We start from the raw sequence: 20682 nt of genomic DNA, 5'->3' as shown, positions 1-20682 counted from the left end.
GCCGATGGTAGTGTGGGGTCTCCCCATGTGAGAGTAGGACATCGTCAAGCGCTTGTTTAGTCTTTTTAGAAAAGACAGCAAACCCTGATCAGCAATAGTCAGGGTTTTTCGTATGGGGAAAATATACAAAATGAAAAACTAAAGAAACACCCAACAGAGATAGAATAGTATGAGCCGACAATTCACAGTATTGTCTAAGTATTCTCCGTCACCATGTTTTTAAATAGCTCCAGGTGAGCTTTTTTCTTTTCTAATTCCTGATCAGAGTCGGCAAAGCGGGCCGCAATAGCTTGTAATGTATCCAGAATTTCCATGAAGTGGTCAACTATCACAGGGTCAAAGTGGTTGCCACGGCCTTCTTGTATAATTCGGATGGCTTTCTCATGAGGCATAGGATCTTTATAAACTCGGCGGCAGATAAGTGCGTCGTAAACATCGGCTATCGCCATCAGTCTGGCAGAAAGAGGAATATCTGTGCCAGATAAGCCTTCGGGGTACCCGGACCCGTCCCATTTTTCCTGGTGATAATAGGCAATCTCTTTAGCTGTTTTCAAAAACTCCACTTCTATGCCCAGCTGATCTTCTGCATGCTGAATGGCATCACGACCCAATGTTGTGTGTCGCTTCATAATTTCGAACTCATCACCCTCGAAGCGTCCTGGCTTCAGTAAGATACGGTCTGGTATGCCGACTTTCCCGATATCATGTAATGGTGCTGATTTGAATAAAGTGTCGATGTATTGATCGGTCAGTAGCTCGGTGTATTCAGGTTCATCCCTGAGCTTCTCAGCTAAAGCCCGGACATAGTATTGTGTCCGTCGGATATGATTGCCCGTATCTGAATCACGGGTCTCTGCAAGTGAGGCCATCGCCATGATGGTGACATCCTGGACCATAGTCACCTCTTGCGTTCTTCTTCTGACTTCCTGTTCCAAAAAGGCGTTTTTATCATTCAGAAAGTCAGTTTGAGCTTTGAGCTGCAGATGGTTTTTAACCCGTGCAAGCAGAATATCGGGATTGACGGGTTTGGTTAAATAATCCACTGCCCCCAGATTCAGCCCTTTGGTTTCGTCAGATACCTCTGTTTTGGCCGTAAGAAAAATGACTGGGATACCAGCTGTTTTAGGATCGGCTTTGAGTTGTTGGCAAACCTCATAGCCATCCATTTCAGGCATCATGATGTCTAGTAGGATCAAGTCCGGTGGTGTCATTGATCTGGCAATATCCAATGCTTTAAAGCCATTATTACTGACTTTTACTTTGTAACGATCTTTGAGTAAGCCTGCCATCAGTGACAGGTTATCTGGAGTGTCATCAACCACCAGAATAATAGGCTTTTCAAGCCAGTTGTTTCCCGTAATCATTTGATACTCCTTTAAAGACGTTGTTCAAGTTCTGTGAGCAGGTTCAGCGCTTGTTCAAATTCATACTCATCAACGGCTTTGGATAATGACCTGCACCACTGAACTTTCTCCTGAGGTAACGCTTGTTGGAGTTGGAGCAGGTGTTCTGCCGCTTCGGCATCACTGTCTGCCAACGTGCTTCTTAGTTGTTGCAAGATAGTGGTTATCTCTGATGATGTCTGTTCTTTATCTGATTTATTCTCAATATGATGTATATGAGTTTGAATTAGAAACTGGTTTTCCAGTGTTCTTATTAGCCTACCCAATTCATCCGTTACCTGTGGAAATATCTCCCTGACGACATCACTGTCAAAGCCATGGCTCAGACAGGCTTGTTCCAAGGCATCGGCCAGCTGTTGCAACTCTGCTGCACCAATAGTGCCAGAGGTTGACTTTAAGGTGTGTGCCAAACGGGTAGCGGATTCGTTATCACTGTTGCTACAGGCTTGCTCGAACTCCTGGGCAAAGTGCTTTTGGTTTTTATGGAACATCACGAGAAGACGTCGATAGAGGGAGCAATTGTTTTTTGTTGCTGCGAGACCCGCCTGCAGATCAAGTTTGGCTATATCGCAAAGTGCCTGGTATTCCTGCTTAAGCTCATCCTCATCAACAAGCTGTTTTGTTTCTGCCTTTTCGGGGCTGATCCAGCGGGCTAAAGTGTCATACATGACATCAATGTTAATTGGTTTGGCCAGGTGATCATTCATGCCTGCGTCCAGTACTTTCTCTTTATCTCCTGTCATGGCATTTGCAGTCATGGCGATGATGGGTAGATGCATCGCTTCAGGCATATCTCTAATCAGTGCTGTCGCCTGGTAGCCATCCATGACAGGCATCTGGCAATCCATCAGAATAAGATCATAGCAAGTGTCATTCTTCAGCTGATCAACGGCTTCCTGTCCGTTATTGGCGATAGAGACCTCGATCCCTACTTGTTGCAGTAACTCTATGGCCAGTTCCTGATTCATGGGATTATCTTCAGCCAAGAGAACCCGCGCACCTTTCAGGCTCTCTGTCGCGGGGGTAGGTTTTTCAATATGGCTGGGTGCGTGGGATAAAATACCGATATTCAGAGCCTGTCCAATGGCTTCTAATAATCCTGAGGCCGTGACTGGTTTTGTGATCACTGAAGCAAAGTGAATTCCCTTCTCTTTGGCAGCAACAACGGCCTCATCCCGACTATATCCAGTAATCATAATTGCAGGTGGACATTTCAGAGCGGGTTGATGATTGATCAAGGATTCGAGTGTTGATACGCCGTCTTGTTGAGGCATTTTCCAATCAATTAATAATAGATCGAAGCTTTCCCTTTCGTTGCTGATTAGCCGTGCTTCGGCCTCTTTGCCACTTCTGACGGTATGGGCTTTCATACCAAAACCCTCAATCAGATTAGCAATAATCTCTCTGGCAGCAGCGTTATCATCAATAACCAACACTTGCCGGCCCACCAATTCATCGGCATGAAACATGCGTTTTGGAGCTGGATTCTGCTGGACACCAAACCGGGCGGTAAAGTGAAAGACCGTGCCCTTACCGTATTCGCTTTCGACCCAGATTCTGCCGTCCATCATTTCGACCAGGTTTTTTGAGATAACTAAACCCAGTCCTGTGCCGCCATATTTCCGAGTAGTGGAGGCATCAGCCTGACTGAAACTTTTAAATAGCTTATTCAGTTGTTCTTCGGTCATACCAATACCGCTATCTTTAACAGCAAAGTGCAGTATAGCGCTATCTTTCTCTACGCTTTCAGCATGTGCGCAGATCACCACTTCTCCGGTTTCAGTAAATTTGACGGCATTATTGGCCAGATTTGTCAGAATCTGGCCCAGCTTTAAGGGATCACCAATCAGTGCTGTAGGTACGTCAGCCGGAGTATCAAATAGCAGCTCCAGACCTTTTTCTTCTGTTTTTATTGCCATTAAGCTGGCCAGGTTGTCCATCACTTCTTCCAGATGGAACTCTGTGCTTTCCAGGGTCATTTTGCCCGCTTCAATTTTTGAGAAGTCGAGGATCTCATTGATAATGCCCAATAGGTTCTCACCAGCGCGATGGACTTTTTCAATATAGTTACGTTGACGGGGGGCCAGTTCGGTTTGCAGAGCCAGATGTGACATGCCGATAATGGCATTCATAGGTGTGCGTATCTCATGGCTCATATTGGCCAGAAAATCACTCTTCGCCTGAGTGGCTTCTTCAGCCAGTTCTTTTGCTCTTAACATTTCCTGCTCAGCAGCTTTACGTTCTGTGATATCACGTACACTGACAATCAATGCCGGTTTACTTTTTAATGTAATAGGTACCAATGATATTTCACAGGGAATCTCTTTGCCTTTGGCGCTGAGGTGCAGCCAGTCAAATTGATGGGTTTTTCCAGCAGCGAGTGCAGCCTGAATCTCTTTCTTGGCTGCTTCAGCAGATATACGTCCATCTGGTTGCTTCTCCGGTGACAGGTCTGCTGCCCTATAGTTTAAGAGACTGTCTGTATCCTCAAACTCAAAGATCTCTGCGGCCCTGTGATTGGCATGGATCAAGCCGTGCTCAGGAGACAGAACCATTAAGCCATCACTGGAGTTTTCGAAATAGGCATTAATTTTCTCTTCGGACTCTTTACGGTCGGTAATATCCTCCAGCATCCAAACAGTGCCTTTTGATATATCTGAAGCATCACGCATCTTGCCGCTCAGGTGGCACCAAAACGGTGTGCCGTCGGCTTTAACCATCTGCACTTCCTGCTGATGTACTTTACCCTTCATCAATTCGCCGTAGGCATAGGTCCCGATCTGCTCGAATGTTTCCTCATCGGGATACCATTGGCGGGTGCTTTTACCCATCAGTTCTTCCATCGGGCGGTCAAACAACTCTGCCAGTTTATTATTGGCTTGTTGTACGACTCTATCCTTCAGCAGGACGATGGCCATGGTTGCAGACTCCAGAATAGCTCTCTGTTCTGCGGCGGCTTTATGCAGTGCCTCCTGAGCCTGTTTGCGCTCAGTGATATCTCTGTAGGTCACCACAGCACCGAGTAAGTTATCCCCTCTCAGTATTGGCATAGTGGAGTATTCAACAGGGATGGCCTGACCATCTCTGCTCCAAAGTACCTCTTCATCGCTGTTTCGGGCGATGCCATCCTGTGTGGTTTGATGAATCAGGCTGCTTTCTGCTGTGAGTTTATGACCTTTAACATCGGCATAATGCACCAGAGATTGGAAGTGCTGACCGACAAATTCGGCCTCGTCGTACCCCAGAGACTCATAGGCTGATGGGTTTGCAAAAGTAATGTCGCCTTTGGTATCCAGGCCAACGACACCGTTTTTGACCGAGCGCAGGATCAGTCGGCTTCTTTCTTCAGCCTGCTTAATCTCTTTCTGCTGGGCTTCCATCTCCAGGGTTTGCTCCTCCAGCCGGGCGGTCTGACGCTGCATCTTCTCGGCTTGCTCCCGACTCTCATCCAGTAACTGTTGGGTTTTATCGCTGCGCTCAATAATCTCAAGATTCATGGCTAAAATAGGCAGCAAGCCTTCGATCAGTGTTTGCTCTGTGCTGCCAAAGGGCACGAAACTGGCCAGTTCAATAACGGCATGAAGGCGATGATTGTGTATCACTGGGAAGACTGCAATTTGAGTGGGAGACGCTTCACCCAGGCCTGAGCGGATTTTGATATAGTCATCGGGGGGATTAGTGAGGATAATCGGCTCACCTTCCAAAGCGCACTGGCCGATCAGGCCTTCGCCAATGGCTAATGTTTGCTGAAGATGCTTTCTTTCTCTAAAGGCGTAACCTCCTAAAAGTAAGAGTTGCTCTTGGTTGCTATCAAAACGATAGAATACTCCTTGACCAAGATGAATCAGAGGGGCGATACGGGTCAGGAAACATTGCGATAGCTCCTGAGCTTCCCTGATCTGCTGCAGTTCGGCACTGATTTCGGAGATATTGGTTTTAATCCAGCGCTGTGTTTCCACCTGTTTCAGTTCATGGCTGAGTTCCCGGGTAACGGCCAACACTTGCTCTACTTCATCGGGGTATTTTGCTTCAGTAAGCGAAGAGGGCACCGCTTCCTTGGTCATGAGGGATTGCAGGATAACCCGAATCGATTTGATGGGGTGGCGAACTGTATTTATAGTGATTTTTGCCAGTATGGCACCGATGATCACCAGGCTGGAAAATACTATTAGGATCGTTACTTCGGCGCGCTGGCTGGTATCTTTGGCCAGAGAACGTAGTTGCTCGCTGCTTGTCTTCAGCTGCTCCCGCAATTGGTCGGCTAACTCCGAAACTTGCCGGTGGTTCATTTGGATGCCCAAAGGTCGTGTCAGGATCTGTCGGGCTTCTCCTATGCGCTCCTGATTTGCCAAGGCGATAAACTGGGCCATCTGCTGCATATAAAGACTGTACTGTTGTGCAAGGGTATTTTTGATTTGACGGGCTGAGTGTGTATGGCATTGCAGATCGGCAGATAGGGTGTTCTGAATACGCTGGGTGGCTTGTTGCAACTCCCGGGTAAAATGCTTCCGGTCCAGTGGGTCCTGAAGGGTAATAATCTTCAAGCTGTATAGGTCGGCCTGTGACAGGTCGATACGTAAACTTTCAGTCAGAGATAAGGATAGATAGCAACTTTCCGTCTGATTATGTAGCAGATGCCCCTGATGCTGCTGCCAAAAAATCAATCCTGTAAACGCAGTGCCCATCAGTAGCATAAAAGAAAAGGTCCAGACCATTCTTGATCTTAAAGACAGTTTGCCCAGCAGGGACGTTGCTTGAATCATAATGCCGACTCCTTAGACTCGTAGAGCTGTTTTAGTGGTCTGTGACAAAATCATGTGTTGTATACCACTATCGTCAAACAATAGGCTGAAGAGCATATATACCCTTACTAATATAGACCTGGATGCGTGTTTAACCTTATTTTTGTTGGCTTAAGATTTTTGTGGGCTTAAGCTATATGGTCTGAGGCCGGGCTTAAGAACAAGCCGGCAATGAGGCGGTTGAGTGACTGTTGCTTTGAAGCATGTGTGACAACAGTGTTATGACGTACAGCAACGATATGTAACCTATGATCTATACCTAATACAGAAGCTTTAAGTTAATATCCGCACTATTTTCCCCACAGATAATGTTGATAACTATTGATGAGTACTCTGGATAAGATAAGACTGAGATTACCTGATAGCGTGCTTTGGATCAGCATGCTGGCCTCTTTTCTTTTAATTCCTCTGATTTTACTGGCAGTACAGTCTCAGTCCGCGGTGCAGTTGCTGGAAACCAAAGATGCACTGCATCAACACCGAGAGCTGATGAGTGGTATTCGCCGTGAGTCCGCTTTGTTGGCTTCAGGTTATCGTAATGATCCCAGTGAGAGCTTGCTGGAGCGCTTAACACAATACTATGCCAGTGAAAGGCAGCTGGATGAGATGCTTGTCTCGTTTGAAACAGGTTCCAAAGAAACGCTGGCGTTATGGAAAGCCTATCAGCAGCGGCATGAAGATTTTCATACTCTGGTGCAAAGGATCGCTTCAGATTCCAGTCGCTATTCAATCTTATTGGCTATGTCTCATGACACGTTTAAGCAGGCAAAAAGTCAGTTGAGAGCCAGTGAGCTATCGTTGCATGAGCGTCATGAGTACGAATTGATTCTGGCGGATATCTTCCTTTATACACTACGTTATATCGCCTTACCTGATGGGGATGCGGCGATGGAGCTTTACTCCTATATGGACAGTGTTCGTGTTGATCCTCTGATTACCCAAAAGCCAACAGTGTCCGATATTTTTCAGCCTATCTTTGCTTATGAGAGTGAAGTGCGTTCGGCGGTGAATGCGATTCATAGTGCCGTCAGCGAATTGATGACACTGCCGGTTTATTATGCGTTTGAACAGTTTGAGCATGACTTTGAGTACCGGGTTGATGAACGCTATAGAGAAAAAAGTCGCTACCTGACCCTGTTGGTTCAGCTCGTGGTTATTCTGTTAGCCATAGTCGCTTTTGTTGGTTGGTATTTAAGAAAAGCCAGGAATAAGCTGGAGCGAGCCAATGCTCAGTTAGAAGGCTTTAAGAGTGCTTTGGATGAGCACGCCATTGTCAGCATGACCGATAAGCATGGCGTTATCACTTATGTGAACAAGAAATTTGTTGAGGTCAGCGGCTACAGCGAACAGGAGTTAATAGGACATACCCATCGCATGGTGAATTCCGGTTTGCATCCGAGATCCTTTTTTAAATCTCTTTGGAGTTCGGTGCTGAAGAATGACGTATGGCATGGTGATGTGTGCAACAAGACTAAATCGGGTCAGCATTATTGGGTGCATGCCACGGTGATGCCGGTTTTTAACAAATTCCAAAAGCTGGATTCCATTATCTCGATTCGAACGGATATTACTCACCAGAAGCAGGTGGAAGCTGCTCTAATGGAAGAGAAAGAGCGAGCGGAGGAGGCCAGTAAGGCGAAAAGCAGTTTCCTGGCCAATATGAGCCATGAAATCCGTACACCAATGAATGCGGTTATCGGCATGAGCCATCTGGCGTTACAAAACAGCCCGGATGCTAAGACAAGAAATTATATTGAGAAAATTCAGGGGGCGGCGCAGAACCTGCTTGGAATCATTAACGATATTCTGGATTTCTCAAAAATTGAAGCGGGCAAGCTGGATATCGAGAAAACGGCATTCCGTCTGGATAATGTGCTCAATAATCTGGCCGCTGTTACGGATGTAAAAGCTGCGGAGAAGAAGTTATCCGTTGTATTTGATTACTCAGATGATGTGCCTTTGTCTCTGGAAGGTGACCCACTGCGTCTGGGGCAGGTCTTACTGAATCTGGTTAATAATGCTATCAAATTTACCAGGCAAGGGGAGGTCAAGATCAGTGTCTCTCGACTTGAGTTAAACAACCTCTCTGATCAATCAGGCAAAGGTGGGGCTAACGGGCAGGAAGAGGTTGAATTACGTTTCTCTGTCAAAGATACCGGGATTGGTATGACGGAAGAGGCGCAGAAAAAACTGTTTCAGTCTTTTTCCCAGGCAGATGTTTCGACCACCCGTCAGTATGGTGGCACGGGACTGGGCTTAGCGATCAGTAAGCAGCTGGTTGAATTAATGGGAGGGCAGATCGGTGTTTACTCCGAGCCTGGCGAGGGCAGTGACTTCTTCTTCACCATTCGTTGCCAACGGCATCATACGCCAGAAGCGGATAGCGTAGATTTAAGATCGATTCGGGTACTTTATATCGAGGATGACCCCGTTGCCCTTGAGTCAACATTGAGTATTTTGCAGGCGGCGGAAGTGAATGCGGTCGGAGAACTGAGTGCTCCAGATGGGCTTAATAATCTGGTGAATACCGCCCTGGAAGATGAAGCGGAGTTTGATGTTGTTCTGGTTGACTGGCAAATGCCTGTCATGGATGGCCTTCAGGTGGCTCAGTCGATACGCAATAACTCCGCACTTAAAAAGCAGCCGGTAATCCTTCTGATTACGGCCCATGGTGGGGAAGAGTTGCAGTCTCAGGTGAATAAACAACTGGTCGACGGTGTGTTGCTGAAGCCTCTGTCAGGCTCTCATCTGATTGATAGCATTCAGGAAGCCCTTGTCAAGCGTAAGAGCATTCAGGTTCGATCAGGGCTGTCTGTTGGTTTGGCACGTTACCAGATGGATGATATCACTTCCCGTGCGGGTGCCAGAGTGTTGATCGCTGAGGATAACGGTATCAACCAGGAGGTGATCCAGGGGCTGATGGCTCCTTTTGCAATGGATATCACGCTGGTTGATAACGGCGAAGATGCGGTCAAAGCGGTGCAGGCTGAGCAGTTTGATCTGGTGATGATGGATATTCAGATGCCAAAACTGGATGGTATGGCGGCTACGGCGCAGATCCTCCAGATGCGGTTAGCGAAGCAGCCTCCTATTATCGCTATGACCGCTCATGCGATGCAGGAGGATGTTCAGCGTTGCCTGGCGGCAGGTATGTCAGACCATATCTCCAAACCGATTGATCCTGAGCGTTTAAAAGAAGTTTTGATTCAATGGATTGAGCCAAGAGCGGTGCTTGGAGAGATCCAGACTGAGATTGCTGTAGAGAGCGAAGCATCCGGTATGCCCTGTTATATCGAGGGGGTTGATCTCAATCAGGCACTGCGTTCCACTGCGGGTAATTCAAAGCTGTTGCAGCGGTTAATGAAGCAGTTTATTGAGGATTATCAACAGGGCACGGCTCCGGCTGAAATGATGGCTAAACAAGCAGACTGGGAAACGCTGAAACGCTGGTTACACACATTGAAAGGCTCTTCTGCAACCCTAGGTATGACCCAGGTTGCTAAGGAAGCTGATGCACTGGAGAAAGCGATGCTGGGGCATCAATTGATTCAGCCTTCAGGACTTGAGCCGCTGCACAATAGTTTAAGTCAGGTGATTCATAATGTGATGGATTGCATGACCAAGCATGCGATACCAGAATCGGCGACACCTGAAACGCTGGAAGAGCGGGATCAGGCTTTCAGAAATGCGTTACAGCCGATCTCCTCTGCTGAGTTGCCTGTTGATCAGATTCTGGTGCTATTGGATCAAATGCAGGTTTTGCTGGAAGAAGGTGATGCGGAAGTGTTAGATATAGCGCCGGATCTGTTAGAGTTGTGCCAATTGGATGACGCCCTGATGAATCAAGCTGCCGAGCTGATGGATCATCTTGAAGGGTTTGAATTTGATAAAGCGCTGCATCTGCTGAGTGATTTAAGACAAGGATTATAAGATGACCCAAGTACAGTCTGGCACGACAGAAAAAGCCACTGTATTGATTGTGGATGATACGCCCCTAAATATCTCTATTCTGGTGGGGCTGTTAAAGCCTTTTTATAAAACCGTTGTGGCTAAGGACGGTGAGCAGGCATTAAATCGGGTTTTTTCCGGCACTGTGCCGGATTTGATTCTGCTGGACATCATGATGCCTGGGATTGATGGTTATGAGGTCTGCCGTCAACTGAAAGCGGATCCCAGAACCAAAGATGTGCCGGTGATCTTTATCAGTGCAATGACTGATGCTCTCGACGAAGAGAAGGGGTTATTGCTGGGAGCTGTGGATTATATCACCAAACCGATTAGTCCCCCCATCGTGTTAGCGCGAGTGAAGACGCATTTGGCTCTGTCGCAACAACACAGGGCTCTGTCTGATGAAGTAAAAGCCCGTACTCAGGAGCTGGAGCAATCCCGGAAAGAGCTTATCCGACGCTTGGGTTTAGCTGCGGAATACAAGGACAATGAGACGGGCCTGCACGTGCAGAGAATGGCGGAATATGCCCGCCTTATTGCTCTGGAAATGGGGTTTAATGAGCAGGATGCTGAAACATTAGCCGCCGCTGCCCCCATGCATGATATTGGTAAGTTGGGTATACCGGATGATATCCTGTGTAAGCCCGGTAAATTGACGCCTGAAGAGTATAAGATTATTCAGGGTCACCCCGAGATCGGTGCCAGAATTTTAGGAGCGCCGGATTCAGAATTACTGGTGATTGCACAACAGGTTGCGCTGTATCATCATGAAAAGTGGGATGGCAGTGGTTACCCTCATGGTTTGCAAGGGGTTGAGATTCCTCTGGTGGCGCGTATTGCCGCAGCAGCAGATGTATTTGATGCGCTGGTCAGTGTGCGTCCTTATAAGAAGCCTTGGCCATTGGAAAGGGTGCTAGGCTTATTTGAGGAGGAAAAAGGTCGTCACTTTGATCCTCAGGTCATTGACGCTTTTATGAAGGTGTTACCGCAGATGTTAGAGGTTATGGAACGTCTTTCTGATACAGAATAGGTCTATTCCAGTAGTGCACTCTGGAACGTAGAAGAGATAAACTGAGAATAGACCAACTGAGAAAAAGCAATCGAGAAGAGAGGGTACGGGGTTAAATGTTAAAAGTATTGGCTGTAGACGATACAGAGGCCAACTTAAAGCTATTGCAGCTGGTGCTGAAAAGGATGGGGCATGAGGTATTGGTTGCCCGTAATGGTCTGGAGGCTGTAGAGCTCTACGATAGCGAGAAACCTGACCTGATCCTGATGGATGTGATGATGGGCGTTATGGATGGTTTTGAGGCAGCAGAGCTGATTTTAAACCGTGAACCTGACCACTGGGTGCCTATTTTGTTTTTATCCGCAGCGGCAACGGAGGAGTATTTCTATAAAGGTCTGGATATTGGTGGCTATGACTATCTGTTTAAGCCGATTAACCAGAATCTGTTGCGCTCAAAAATCGGCAGTATTGAAAGAATTCTGCTTCGTCAGAAGCAACTGGAACAGGAAAATGAGCGCTTAAAAGCGATTATTGATGAGGCCAATTTAAATCGATAATGACATGCTATGGTGTGAAGCAATATTGATTAGTATGTAAAGGCCTGACCTCGATACTCTTTCCGGGGAGGTGATGTAGATGCTCAAAGCGTATTGTGGTTCCGAACGGCTGTCCCTCCCTAAGTTACTCTCTTTCAGGTTTTTGCTCAGCACTTTTGCGTTTTTGATCCTGACCTCAAGGCCCGTGTGGTCAGAAGAGGTTTGGCGTGTCGCGTCATTAAACTGGGAGCCTTACGCGGGTGAGCGCCTCCATGAGCAGGGGACATCAATTCAGGCACTTAGGGCTTTACTTCAACCTCATGATATCCGATTGGAGGTTGATTTCTATCCCTGGCGCAGAGCACAAATGGTTGCTGAGGGTAAAGACTATATCGGTTATTACCCTGCCTGGCCTGCGGAAGTGAAAGAGGGCTTTATCAGTTCGAAAGCCATTGACTATTCCCAGTTAGCGCTGGTTAAACAATCTGGCTCTGACGTGCATTTTTCTTCGCTGGATAATCTGTTTCGGGATTATCGAGTAGGCCTGGTTAAAACGTACGCTTATCCTGTACAAATTACCGCTATCATCTCCCGTTATCCAGAGCATGTGGTTTGGGCTGAAACGGAGCGTGCTTTAATTCGTAAATTATCCATGGGGCGACACCCCGTCGCCTTGACAGACCCGAAAGTGATGCACTATCAACTTAATCAGGAGCAGCTGGGTAATATTGAACTGGTCGCTGTTCTTGAGCAGCTTCCCTTGGTTCTGGCGTTACGTAACCAGCAAGATAATCAGGCCAGAATCAGGCTATTGCAGCAAATCATACAAGGTCATCGTTAAATTACTGATTGGTCCTGAAGCTGAGCTCTCTTTGTATAGAGCACAGGATAGGTGTTTCTGGTGCTGGTTCTTTACTTTATTGACCTATGATGTTGGTCGTTGTGTTGGTCTGCAGTATTTGCGTTTCAGGTTTCGCAAGAGACTCTATTTGGTTGGATTAGGATTATGCGTAAAGTTTACCCTTATACTCTGTTAGATGTGTTTACCGATCAGATGTTTGGTGGCAACCAGTTAGCGGTGTTTACTCAGGCAGAGGGGCTGAGTGATGAGCAGATGCAGAAAATTGCCAACGAGATGAATCTGTCTGAAACCACGTTTGTGACAGCAGGCCATGATAGCGATAAACCCCGTGTACGCATCTTTACTACGTCTGATGAGATGCCTTTTGCCGGGCATCCGACTATAGGAACTGCGATTTGTCTGGCCCACCTGAATCATCAGGACGGTGATGAAGCATGTAGTCACTGGACGTTGATAGAGCAGGTTGGCCCGGTCCCCGTCACGGTTGACCGCAGTCTCCCGGTTGCCAAAGCGGAGTTTACGACCGCTGTTTTACCTTCGTTAAAGCGTTCGGCATTAAATAAAGCTCAGGCAGCACGGTTACTGAATATTGAGCAGGAAAAAATCTTTTCCGCAGCGATGGTGGGTGACTGTGGCGCACCTTTTACTTTGATTGAGTTAACAGATAAAGCCGCAGTGGATGCGGTGCAGATTCAGGCCAGTCTGAAAGAGCTGTTCTATGCGGATAGTGATTGGCCCGCGTTTTATCTGTTCAGCCGTGACGATAATCACCTCTATGCCCGTATGATATGCCAGGAAGTGAACCTGGTTGAGGATGCGGCAACGGGCAGTGCGGCGGCTGCGGTATCCGGCTATCTGGCGCAGAGTTTGGAATCCGGTCATTATCATTTCTATATTGAGCAAGGTGTTCAGATAGGGAGGCCGAGCCAGATTGAGCTGGGTATTACGATCGGTGAAGGCTTATGTGGTCAGTCTGGGGTCACCAAGGTGACGGTTGCGGGACAAGCTGTCATCGTGGGTGAAGGTTATTTGCTACTTTAACCGCTTCTTGGGGGATAATAGGTTGGATAACGGTGCTAATAAGCAGACTGGAATCTGTCACCTGTTTGACCCGTTGCTTCAACGGTCAGAGTAAAGGCCAGGTTATAAGGCAAGGTCGTAGTTAGAACTGAAAAAGCTTAAGCCCCTTTCGGTAGCCGCAATATAAACTGACTACCTTCGTTCACCTTGCTAACGACCTTAATATCGCCTCCTTGAATAATACTGATAATTCGTGCAGCGTAGGCCTCTGAGACTGTCGGGTTATTGGGTAAAGAGTATTTATTAAAAAACTGGTTTTGCTGCTCAATTGAGGTCAGCCCCATATGATGAATCGTGATATGCAGGTATTCATCGGCATGAACCTTGATCAGTACGGTGTCTTTCTTCGGTGAAGCATCGACAGCCAGGCGTACAAGATTACCTAATAGCGTTCGGCATAAGAGTGCTTCGCCGTAGCAGTGGCATTTATGAGGCCCATCCAAGGCGATGGTGATCGATTTGTTTTTAGCGTTAGGGCGTTCGGCATTAATCACCTGCTCAGCCACCGCAATCAGATCAAAAGACTCGGGTTGTAACTCATACTGGTCCGTTTCCATCTTCCATAAGTTTAGCGAACCATCTACCCGGGCCAGAAGATGATGGCTGAGATGATCTATCTGTTTTAACTGCTGTTTGACCTCTGCCGATAGGGAACGCTGTTGTAACAGGCTTTGATTCAGAGATAGCAGTTCAGTTAAAGGGCTTTTCAGATCAAGCGCGCTAAGACGGTCCAGCTCGGCTTTCAGGTAGGTATTTTCTGCAATCAGTTGGCTGTTAGCGATATGGATCTCTTCGACAGTTTCCTGCTCACTCTGCTCCTGATCAAAGGTCATTCCCTCATCCAATAACGATTGCAGTATCGGAGAGGTTAAATCACTCTTGGTGGAACCCGCCATATGGATCTGCATTTCTCTCGGGATATGGCGGTTTTTCTGGATCAGGCGCAGCACTTTTTCACACAGTTTGGCCGGTGTAAAGGGTTGAATCAGTAGGTCATCGACGCCAGCCAGAATCGCTTTTTCGATATTGTCGCGCTTGGTTTCTGCCGTTACCAGCATAAAGAGCATATTTTGCAGCTCGGGATCAGAGCGTACCTGTAGCAGTAGATCAATGCCTGTAATATCCTGCATTTCCCAGTCGCTGATAATGCAATTGATCGGGTTTTGCAAGAGCAGGGTTTGAGCCTCCCGGCCATCTCTAGCCTCAAGGATATGGATAAAACCCCGGCGGTACAGATGGCTTCGAATCACTTTGCGCATGGAGATCTGCTTACTGACCAGCAGTATAATGGCAGTTTCCTGTTTCATAATGGTCCCGGTAACTTTCTAAAGCACACACTGGTGCAGTCTGAGCGGCAAACATTGTCGGTTAATAGCCTCGTGAGACAATAGCTGCAATATCTGTACCCGGTACAAGGTGGGATACCTGACGTCGAGGAGCCAGAAAAGGTTTTAGTTGCTGAGCTGGTTGAGTTGCTCCAGATTATGCTGTAGCCATCCGTTTAGATCTTTATCGTAATAACGCTTCAGACTATTGAGCGTCCATTGCGGTGATATAGATGGGGTTTCTGCCGAGGGTACTGTCTTTGGCTTCTCATCGGTTACCCAGAGGCAGCGCATACCGTTTACTGCTGGGCTATCCATGGTTGGGCTATCTATAGTTGTATAGTTGAGTCATCTGGCACAGCTAACACCGGCAGGCTAAGGGATAGCAGTAACGGCTTCAGCTCTTCCTGTGTGCTGCATAACCCCTCCCATTCCTGCTGCCATAGCGTGTCATCTAAAGCCAGCTGAAAGCGGCTAATACTCTGATCGTTATCGTGCTCATTACGGCGAATCTGTGAACTGTAGTCTGGCCATAACAGACTAAGATCTTCTGCAATAATCCGATTCATTACTTTCAGGTTATCCGGGGCTAACCAGAAATAATCCTGCTCTGTACCTTGTCTGGCGGTGAGACTGACTTTTGCCCCTTGAGGCTTTAACTGCATAGCAGCATCCACAGGAACGATACGAATATTCTGTTGCCTCAGCTGAGGGTAAACGTTGTGCTGTGGCCAGACTGAGGCGACTGTTATAGAGGCAGCATAGTGTGGTAGTTGGTTGATTTGCTGAGGCAGTTTCTGGTTTATCCAATAAGACAGCCGGGAGACGGGATAGCGTTTGGCTGGCAGATAATCCACGGTCACAGGTGTGTTGGTCAGTAGAGACTGGGTGATCAGATGAATTACCGGAAGAGTGGTTGCTACTCGTGGACTCTTCTCTTGTGCAGAGTGACTCTGTTGAGCAAAAACTGATGGGCTCCAGCCGAGAAAAGCGCTTAATAGCAGTGCCGTTATAGCTAATGTTTTCTGGCTCAACCGATCATTATTCAGGCGTGTTTTATATCGCAACATAGTGTCTCGTCTCATTAAGCGGTGAGTCATTTTTACGCGGTTTTTAAAAGCTTTAACTGATTCAGCAGTACGATGCTCAGGAACAAGCCGCTGGCCAGCAGCACGATGGCTGCTCCAGAAGGAATCGGCAACTCCAAAGCCATAGGCAGGACCACACCAGCCACACAGCAACTGGTTGAGATCAGCAGGGTCAGGCTGAAAAACTGCTTGAGATCTTTGCTGATCAGGCGGGCGGTTGTGGCCGGTATCAGCAGTAGAGCGCCCACCAGTACCGCGCCGATAATTTTTACCGCAGCCACGGTAATTAAGGCGATCAGCAAGACAAAGGCATAATCCAGCAAAGTCACATTAACCCGTCTGCCACCAACACCTTGCACTCTGGCCATTTCCGGTTGCAGGGCTGCCATTAGTGCCTGATTCGCATAACGCAGAGCCAGTAGCAGGCTGGTGAAAGTAATCACCGCCAGAATCAGCAAGTCGGTTGGGGTGACTGTGAGGATGGAGCCAAACAGCACGTTTTCCAGAATATGCACGTTGACCTTTTTAGCCACATAGAGCAACAGTGCTGCACCCAGGGCGATAGCAAAGGCGAGAAATACACCCACTAGAGCATCGTAAGGCACCTGGGTACGACTTTTGACCCAGTGTAGTAACAGCGCAAAACTGAGACAGAAGCTAAACAGACCTGCAATCGGTTGAGTAGCCGGTTCACCTAGCAGAATACCAATGGCGATACCGGTCAATGCGCCGTGACCCACTGCTTCGGAGAAGAACGCCAGTCGTTTTACCACGACCAGAGTTCCCAGAGCACCGAGTAAAGGGCCGGTGAGCAGTGCAGCAATCAGCGCATAGGTGACAAAGGGGTATTGGAACATATCCGGTAGCCAGCCCTGATCAACCAGAGCGCTGACCTGTTGATGCAGAAGATCAATCATAAGGCCGCCCCTTCAGCTGCTGTGAACTGTTGTGATATTGGTTGTTGAACTGAGGCAGCTCTTGTTGTTGCAGGAGGCTCAACAGTTGAATAGGCGGGTGCGCTGAGATCAACCGTGATCCGGGGCAATCCGTAGATTTTTTCAGGGCTGCCCCAGGCCTCCAGGCCGCCATTGATCACCACTACGTTATCGGCATGCCGACGTACAAAGTCATGATCGTGATGGACCATAATCAGGGTGCAGCCGTGTTTTTTCAGCCGCAGAATCATGCTCTCGATCTGTTGTTGTGCCTGCTGATCCAATCCAGTCATAGGCTCATCCAGTAGCCAGAATGAGCTGTTCTGTGCGAGGGCTCGGGCAAATAAAAGACGTTGGCGCTCACCACCGGAGAGTTGCCCTAGTTTACGCTGTGCTTTATCCGCCAGGCCCACCTGCTGCATCAGTTGATTCAGTTGCAGCTGTTGTGCCGGTGTTTTTTTGCGAAAAAAAGCCCGACTTTGTGTGCTGGCATAAAGATAGTCCTCAATCGTCATCGGTAGTGTGGCGTCGAAAGTGGCCAATTGCGGAATATAAGCGGGTATGATCAGGCCTGCGTGTGTCTCTTTTTCTTCGGGGACAGATGGCCAATGCAGTGTGACTTCACCGCTATGGGGCATCAGGCCCAGAATTGATTTAAGCAGAGAGGATTTACCGGCACCATTAGGGCCGGTCAGTAGATGCAGCTTGCCCGCTGCCAATGTCAGATCAAAGGGCTTAAGCAGCGTATTATCGCCGATGGTCAAACTAAATTGCTTGAGTGTAATCGCGGGTCCCATACGCTAGCCCTTATCTGTTTTCTGATGGGCCTTGAGCAGCGCCTGACTCAGGGTTTTCAGGTTTTGTTCCATCTCGTTATAGACCTTATCCGGGTCGTAGGAGCCGTAGGTCATATGAGAGAAGTGGAACAGGCGAATACCGGTTGCGTGTTCGATAGTACTGACGTAACGGTTATCCATATCCAGCTCGGTGAACAGCAGATTAACGTTAGCGGCTTTTATGCGGTCGATCGTCTGTTGCAGCTGGCTGGCGCTGGGCTCCACACCATGAGCCGGTTCAATCACCGTATCAATGGCAATACCAAATTCCTGTAGAAAATAGCCATAGGCGTTATGGGTACTGGCGATACGGATATGGCTCAAGTCGGTGTTGAGTAGCTGACGCAGATAACGGTTTTTCAGTCCACGCAGCTTACGGGCGTATTTGATCGCATTGCTCTGGAAGTATTTCGCATTATCCGGGTCCAGTTGACCCAGAGATTTTGCAATGGTGTACACCTGACGAATGGTGGCATCAATGGAGACAAACGTATGTGGATTCCAGGCATTCAGAGTGTTGGTTGCCGCTAACAAGGGGACGTCTTTATTGGCATAAATCAGCGTGAGCTTTTCTTTTAGCTCGGGCTGGCTGTGCATTAACTTTTCCACCGCGTGGGTGGCAAACTCATCGTGACCGATACCGTTTAGGACTAAAGCGTCCATCGTCAGCAGGCGCTTTAGATCCGCCGGTTGTAGCTCATAGCTATGGGGATTAAAGCCCTCACCCACTAAGGGCACGATCTCAGCACGTTCGCCAATGATGTTAGCAACATAGCTGTAGTAAGGATGAAGGGTGATACCCACCTTCAAAGGTGCCTTTAATGGCGTGGCAGAGACCGATAAGCTCAACAGTAACGCGGCTATGCTCAACAGGACCGTTTTAAACCTAGCACCTGGCACTGAGGTGATGTTCCTGGCGGTCTTGTGTTTCAACGGGCTGTACTTTACGGCGCGGTTTCTTCTACTCTTTTGGCTTATGAGCCGCTTACTTAGCGACACAATCACTGATTTCATCATTAAAACTCTTTGCTTTGCAGTTGCCATGGGCTGCCGGTATGACAAGGAGAATCAGCCGCTGGGCCGCTGTGGCTATAGATCTCGCCAGCGACTTGCTCTGATTCTGGAATCAGCAGCATAAAGCTGCTCAGTGCTGCCTGTTGACTGAGCGCCAGATAACAACCGGCTTGGGGTGTACTCCATTGATAAATGGATTGGCGCTCAGTATTGGCTTTCAGCTGATCGAAGGGGGGGATTTGTTGTTCGTTCAGAGACTTAATACTGGGCCAATCCCCATCCGCTTGTTGTAAAAAACGGATCTCGGTAATGGCATTGCTTAGGCTAAGCAACATCGCCTTATCCTCTACTGACAGGGATAAATGCTGCCGTCTTTCCGGTACGGGGGCTTGATTCATACGAATGCCTAACGCCCCCAGCAGCAGGATGATGCCTAAAGTAAGCAGGCACCAGCGGGTCTCCCGACGGCCATCTAACGGTGCGATGGTTTGTTTAATACCATCGGAAGCTGAGACTTGTGTGCTTTGCATCCTTACAACTCGTCGTAATCAATTTCAACCGGGGTTTCATGGCCCGCATCAAAGCGAATGTAAAACTCCCCTGAGGGGCGTTGAAAGATCACCTGTGAGCGTTGATCCGTTTTAAGTTGCAGCAGGACTTGATCGTTATAATCCAATACCTGTACTTTTTTGTTTGTGGCGGGGCTGCCATCGCTGAAGCCGGCTTCACAAGAGACGGCGGTGTCTTGAGTGCTGCAGGTCATTAACGGGTAGTGTGCATTGGCACCCGTACTGGCGAACAGCGCACAATACCCAAGCAGCAAGGGCATAATCTTCATCCTATGGCCCCGGCAGAGAGCGGTAAGGGTGAAGGCTTTGGTCGAGCGGGTTAATGTTGTGAGCACTGAATTCATTGCTTATCACCCGGTTTAAGGCAGCTGGCTTTCAAAAGTCATATACAGCAGGTGGCCGATTTTGTCGGCCCGTGGGCTGTTGGAGTTCAGCTCGATGTAGGCCGATAGATACCAGGGGCCTGCCAGATCCGGTGTGAATTTCACCATGCCGTTAGTATCGGTTTTCAGCTTCTGCATTTTGCGGTCATCGCGGTACTTGGTGCCGTGAGGGGTTAGCTCAATCTCAACGTTGGCTTGAGGTTTACCGTCCAGGAACAGTTGGAATTCTGCTTCTTCACCGCGGACCACATCGTTAGGGTGAGTGGGACCTACCAATTCCAGACCCTTGTTTTTCAGCTTTAGTACCGTATTGGTTGGTGCTTGCCAGGTGATATAGCTGATGCTGGACACCATATATTGCTTGGTGACCACATCACGGGCATCTTTTGGCAGCTTGGCTTGAGCTTCCTGTTTATCAGCAAACAGGCGCTTTTCTGCATTGCGCTTGCCTGCGACATAGTGAGTGAAGAATACCGGCGGTCGGGCACCGGCCAGTTTCCAGGTGCCTGTCTGATCAATTTCCAGATCAAATACACTGCGACGATGGCCTTTGAAATAGCTACCGATACGCTGCTTGCTACCGTCCGGTGCGATAATGCTGACATTGTCCAGACCCACACCCTTGTCGTAATTAAATACGGTATGCGAGGCGGATGCATCCACTGTAACCCACTCGCTCTCTTCGCCTGACAGATTAAACTCATGCGGCAATAACCAGAGTGGATGGGCTAGAGCAGTACCTGCGGCAGACAGTGTCAGTGCAGCCGTCAGGCCGATCTTTTTCGCAAAGCGTTTACCCAGACGGGCCAATGAATGAGGTTGAGCGGATGACATACTTTTTCCTTATAGTCGTGGGCTAAATAGTGATGGGTGAATGCCCGAAATTGGATTC

General features: G+C 48.2%; 16 protein-coding genes. 5 read left to right on the top strand and 11 right to left on the bottom strand.

The window, feature by feature from the left end; all coding sequences use genetic code 11:
* Positions 1–194: 194 nt before the first annotated feature.
* Together H579_RS0107880 and H579_RS27755 are read right to left on the bottom strand one after the other, a co-directional pair.
* Entirely contained in the window at positions 195–1364 is a 1170-nt protein-coding gene (locus tag H579_RS0107880; protein WP_028300221.1) for a response regulator, read from the bottom strand.
* An 11-nt stretch (positions 1365–1375) separates the two neighbouring features.
* A complete protein-coding gene (locus H579_RS27755; RefSeq protein WP_028300220.1) occupies positions 1376–6166 on the bottom strand; it encodes a response regulator in 4791 nt (1596 codons plus the stop codon).
* A gap of 363 nt (positions 6167–6529) precedes the next feature.
* Between H579_RS27755 and H579_RS27750 the strand changes: the two genes are divergently transcribed.
* From H579_RS27750 to H579_RS0107850, 5 genes are all read left to right on the top strand, one after another.
* Positions 6530–10135, top strand: a complete 3606-nt coding sequence (locus H579_RS27750) for a hybrid sensor histidine kinase/response regulator (protein ID WP_084624017.1) — start codon at positions 6530–6532, stop codon at positions 10133–10135.
* 1 nt (position 10136) lies between these two features.
* Positions 10137–11183 (top strand): HD-GYP domain-containing protein, encoded by a 1047-nt coding sequence (locus tag H579_RS0107865; RefSeq protein WP_028300219.1) that lies wholly within the window; start codon positions 10137–10139, stop codon positions 11181–11183.
* A 95-nt stretch (positions 11184–11278) separates the two neighbouring features.
* A complete protein-coding gene (locus tag H579_RS24775) occupies positions 11279–11719 on the top strand; it encodes a response regulator (protein ID WP_051227427.1) in 441 nt (146 codons plus the stop codon).
* Positions 11720–11798: 79 nt separating this feature from the next.
* On the top strand, positions 11799–12539 hold the full coding sequence (locus tag H579_RS29085) for a type 2 periplasmic-binding domain-containing protein (RefSeq protein ID WP_157834575.1): 741 nt from the start codon (positions 11799–11801) through the stop codon (positions 12537–12539).
* A gap of 165 nt (positions 12540–12704) precedes the next feature.
* A complete protein-coding gene (locus H579_RS0107850) occupies positions 12705–13601 on the top strand; it encodes a PhzF family phenazine biosynthesis protein (RefSeq protein WP_036565694.1) in 897 nt (298 codons plus the stop codon).
* 137 nt (positions 13602–13738) lie between these two features.
* Here H579_RS0107850 and H579_RS27745 read toward each other — a convergent pair whose 3' ends face one another.
* The 9 genes from H579_RS27745 to H579_RS0107810 all read right to left on the bottom strand — a co-directional run bounded on the left by H579_RS27745 (position 13739) and on the right by H579_RS0107810 (position 20624).
* Positions 13739–14947 carry a hybrid sensor histidine kinase/response regulator gene (locus H579_RS27745; RefSeq protein WP_051227426.1) on the bottom strand — a complete coding sequence of 403 codons (1209 nt, stop codon included), beginning with the start codon at positions 14945–14947 and terminating at the stop codon, positions 13739–13741.
* A 144-nt stretch (positions 14948–15091) separates the two neighbouring features.
* On the bottom strand, positions 15092–15283 hold the full coding sequence (locus tag H579_RS29080) for a hypothetical protein (protein ID WP_157834574.1): 192 nt from the start codon (positions 15281–15283) through the stop codon (positions 15092–15094).
* A gap of 11 nt (positions 15284–15294) precedes the next feature.
* Positions 15295–16035, bottom strand: coding sequence for a TroA family protein (locus tag H579_RS0107840; protein WP_028300216.1), 741 nt, complete (start codon positions 16033–16035; stop codon positions 15295–15297).
* Between the two features lie 32 nt (positions 16036–16067).
* Positions 16068–16970, bottom strand: coding sequence for a metal ABC transporter permease (locus H579_RS0107835; protein ID WP_051227425.1), 903 nt, complete (start codon positions 16968–16970; stop codon positions 16068–16070).
* Entirely contained in the window at positions 16967–17785 is an 819-nt protein-coding gene (locus H579_RS24765) for a metal ABC transporter ATP-binding protein (protein WP_051227424.1), read from the bottom strand. Before H579_RS24765 ends, H579_RS0107835 begins: the two co-directional genes overlap by 4 nt.
* Positions 17786–17788: 3 nt before the next feature.
* Positions 17789–18724 (bottom strand): metal ABC transporter solute-binding protein, Zn/Mn family, encoded by a 936-nt coding sequence (locus H579_RS0107825; protein WP_028300214.1) that lies wholly within the window; start codon positions 18722–18724, stop codon positions 17789–17791.
* Positions 18725–18840: 116 nt separating this feature from the next.
* The gene (locus H579_RS0107820; protein ID WP_028300213.1) at positions 18841–19368 is read right to left on the bottom strand and encodes a DUF6162 family protein; all 528 of its coding nucleotides are present in this window, start codon (positions 19366–19368) and stop codon (positions 18841–18843) included.
* Positions 19369–19370: 2 nt separating this feature from the next.
* Positions 19371–19667, bottom strand: coding sequence for a hypothetical protein (locus H579_RS0107815; RefSeq protein WP_036565738.1), 297 nt, complete (start codon positions 19665–19667; stop codon positions 19371–19373).
* Positions 19668–19766: 99 nt separating this feature from the next.
* Positions 19767–20624, bottom strand: coding sequence for a DUF4198 domain-containing protein (locus H579_RS0107810; protein ID WP_051227423.1), 858 nt, complete (start codon positions 20622–20624; stop codon positions 19767–19769).
* Between the last annotated feature and the right edge of the window lie 58 nt (positions 20625–20682).

Source organism: Oceanospirillum beijerinckii DSM 7166 (genome assembly GCF_000422425.1).
Taxonomy (GTDB): Bacteria; Pseudomonadota; Gammaproteobacteria; order Pseudomonadales; family Halomonadaceae; genus Oceanospirillum; species Oceanospirillum beijerinckii.
The sequence above is the reverse complement of the archived record's forward strand: the minus strand, read 5'-3'. Positions and strand labels throughout refer to the sequence as shown.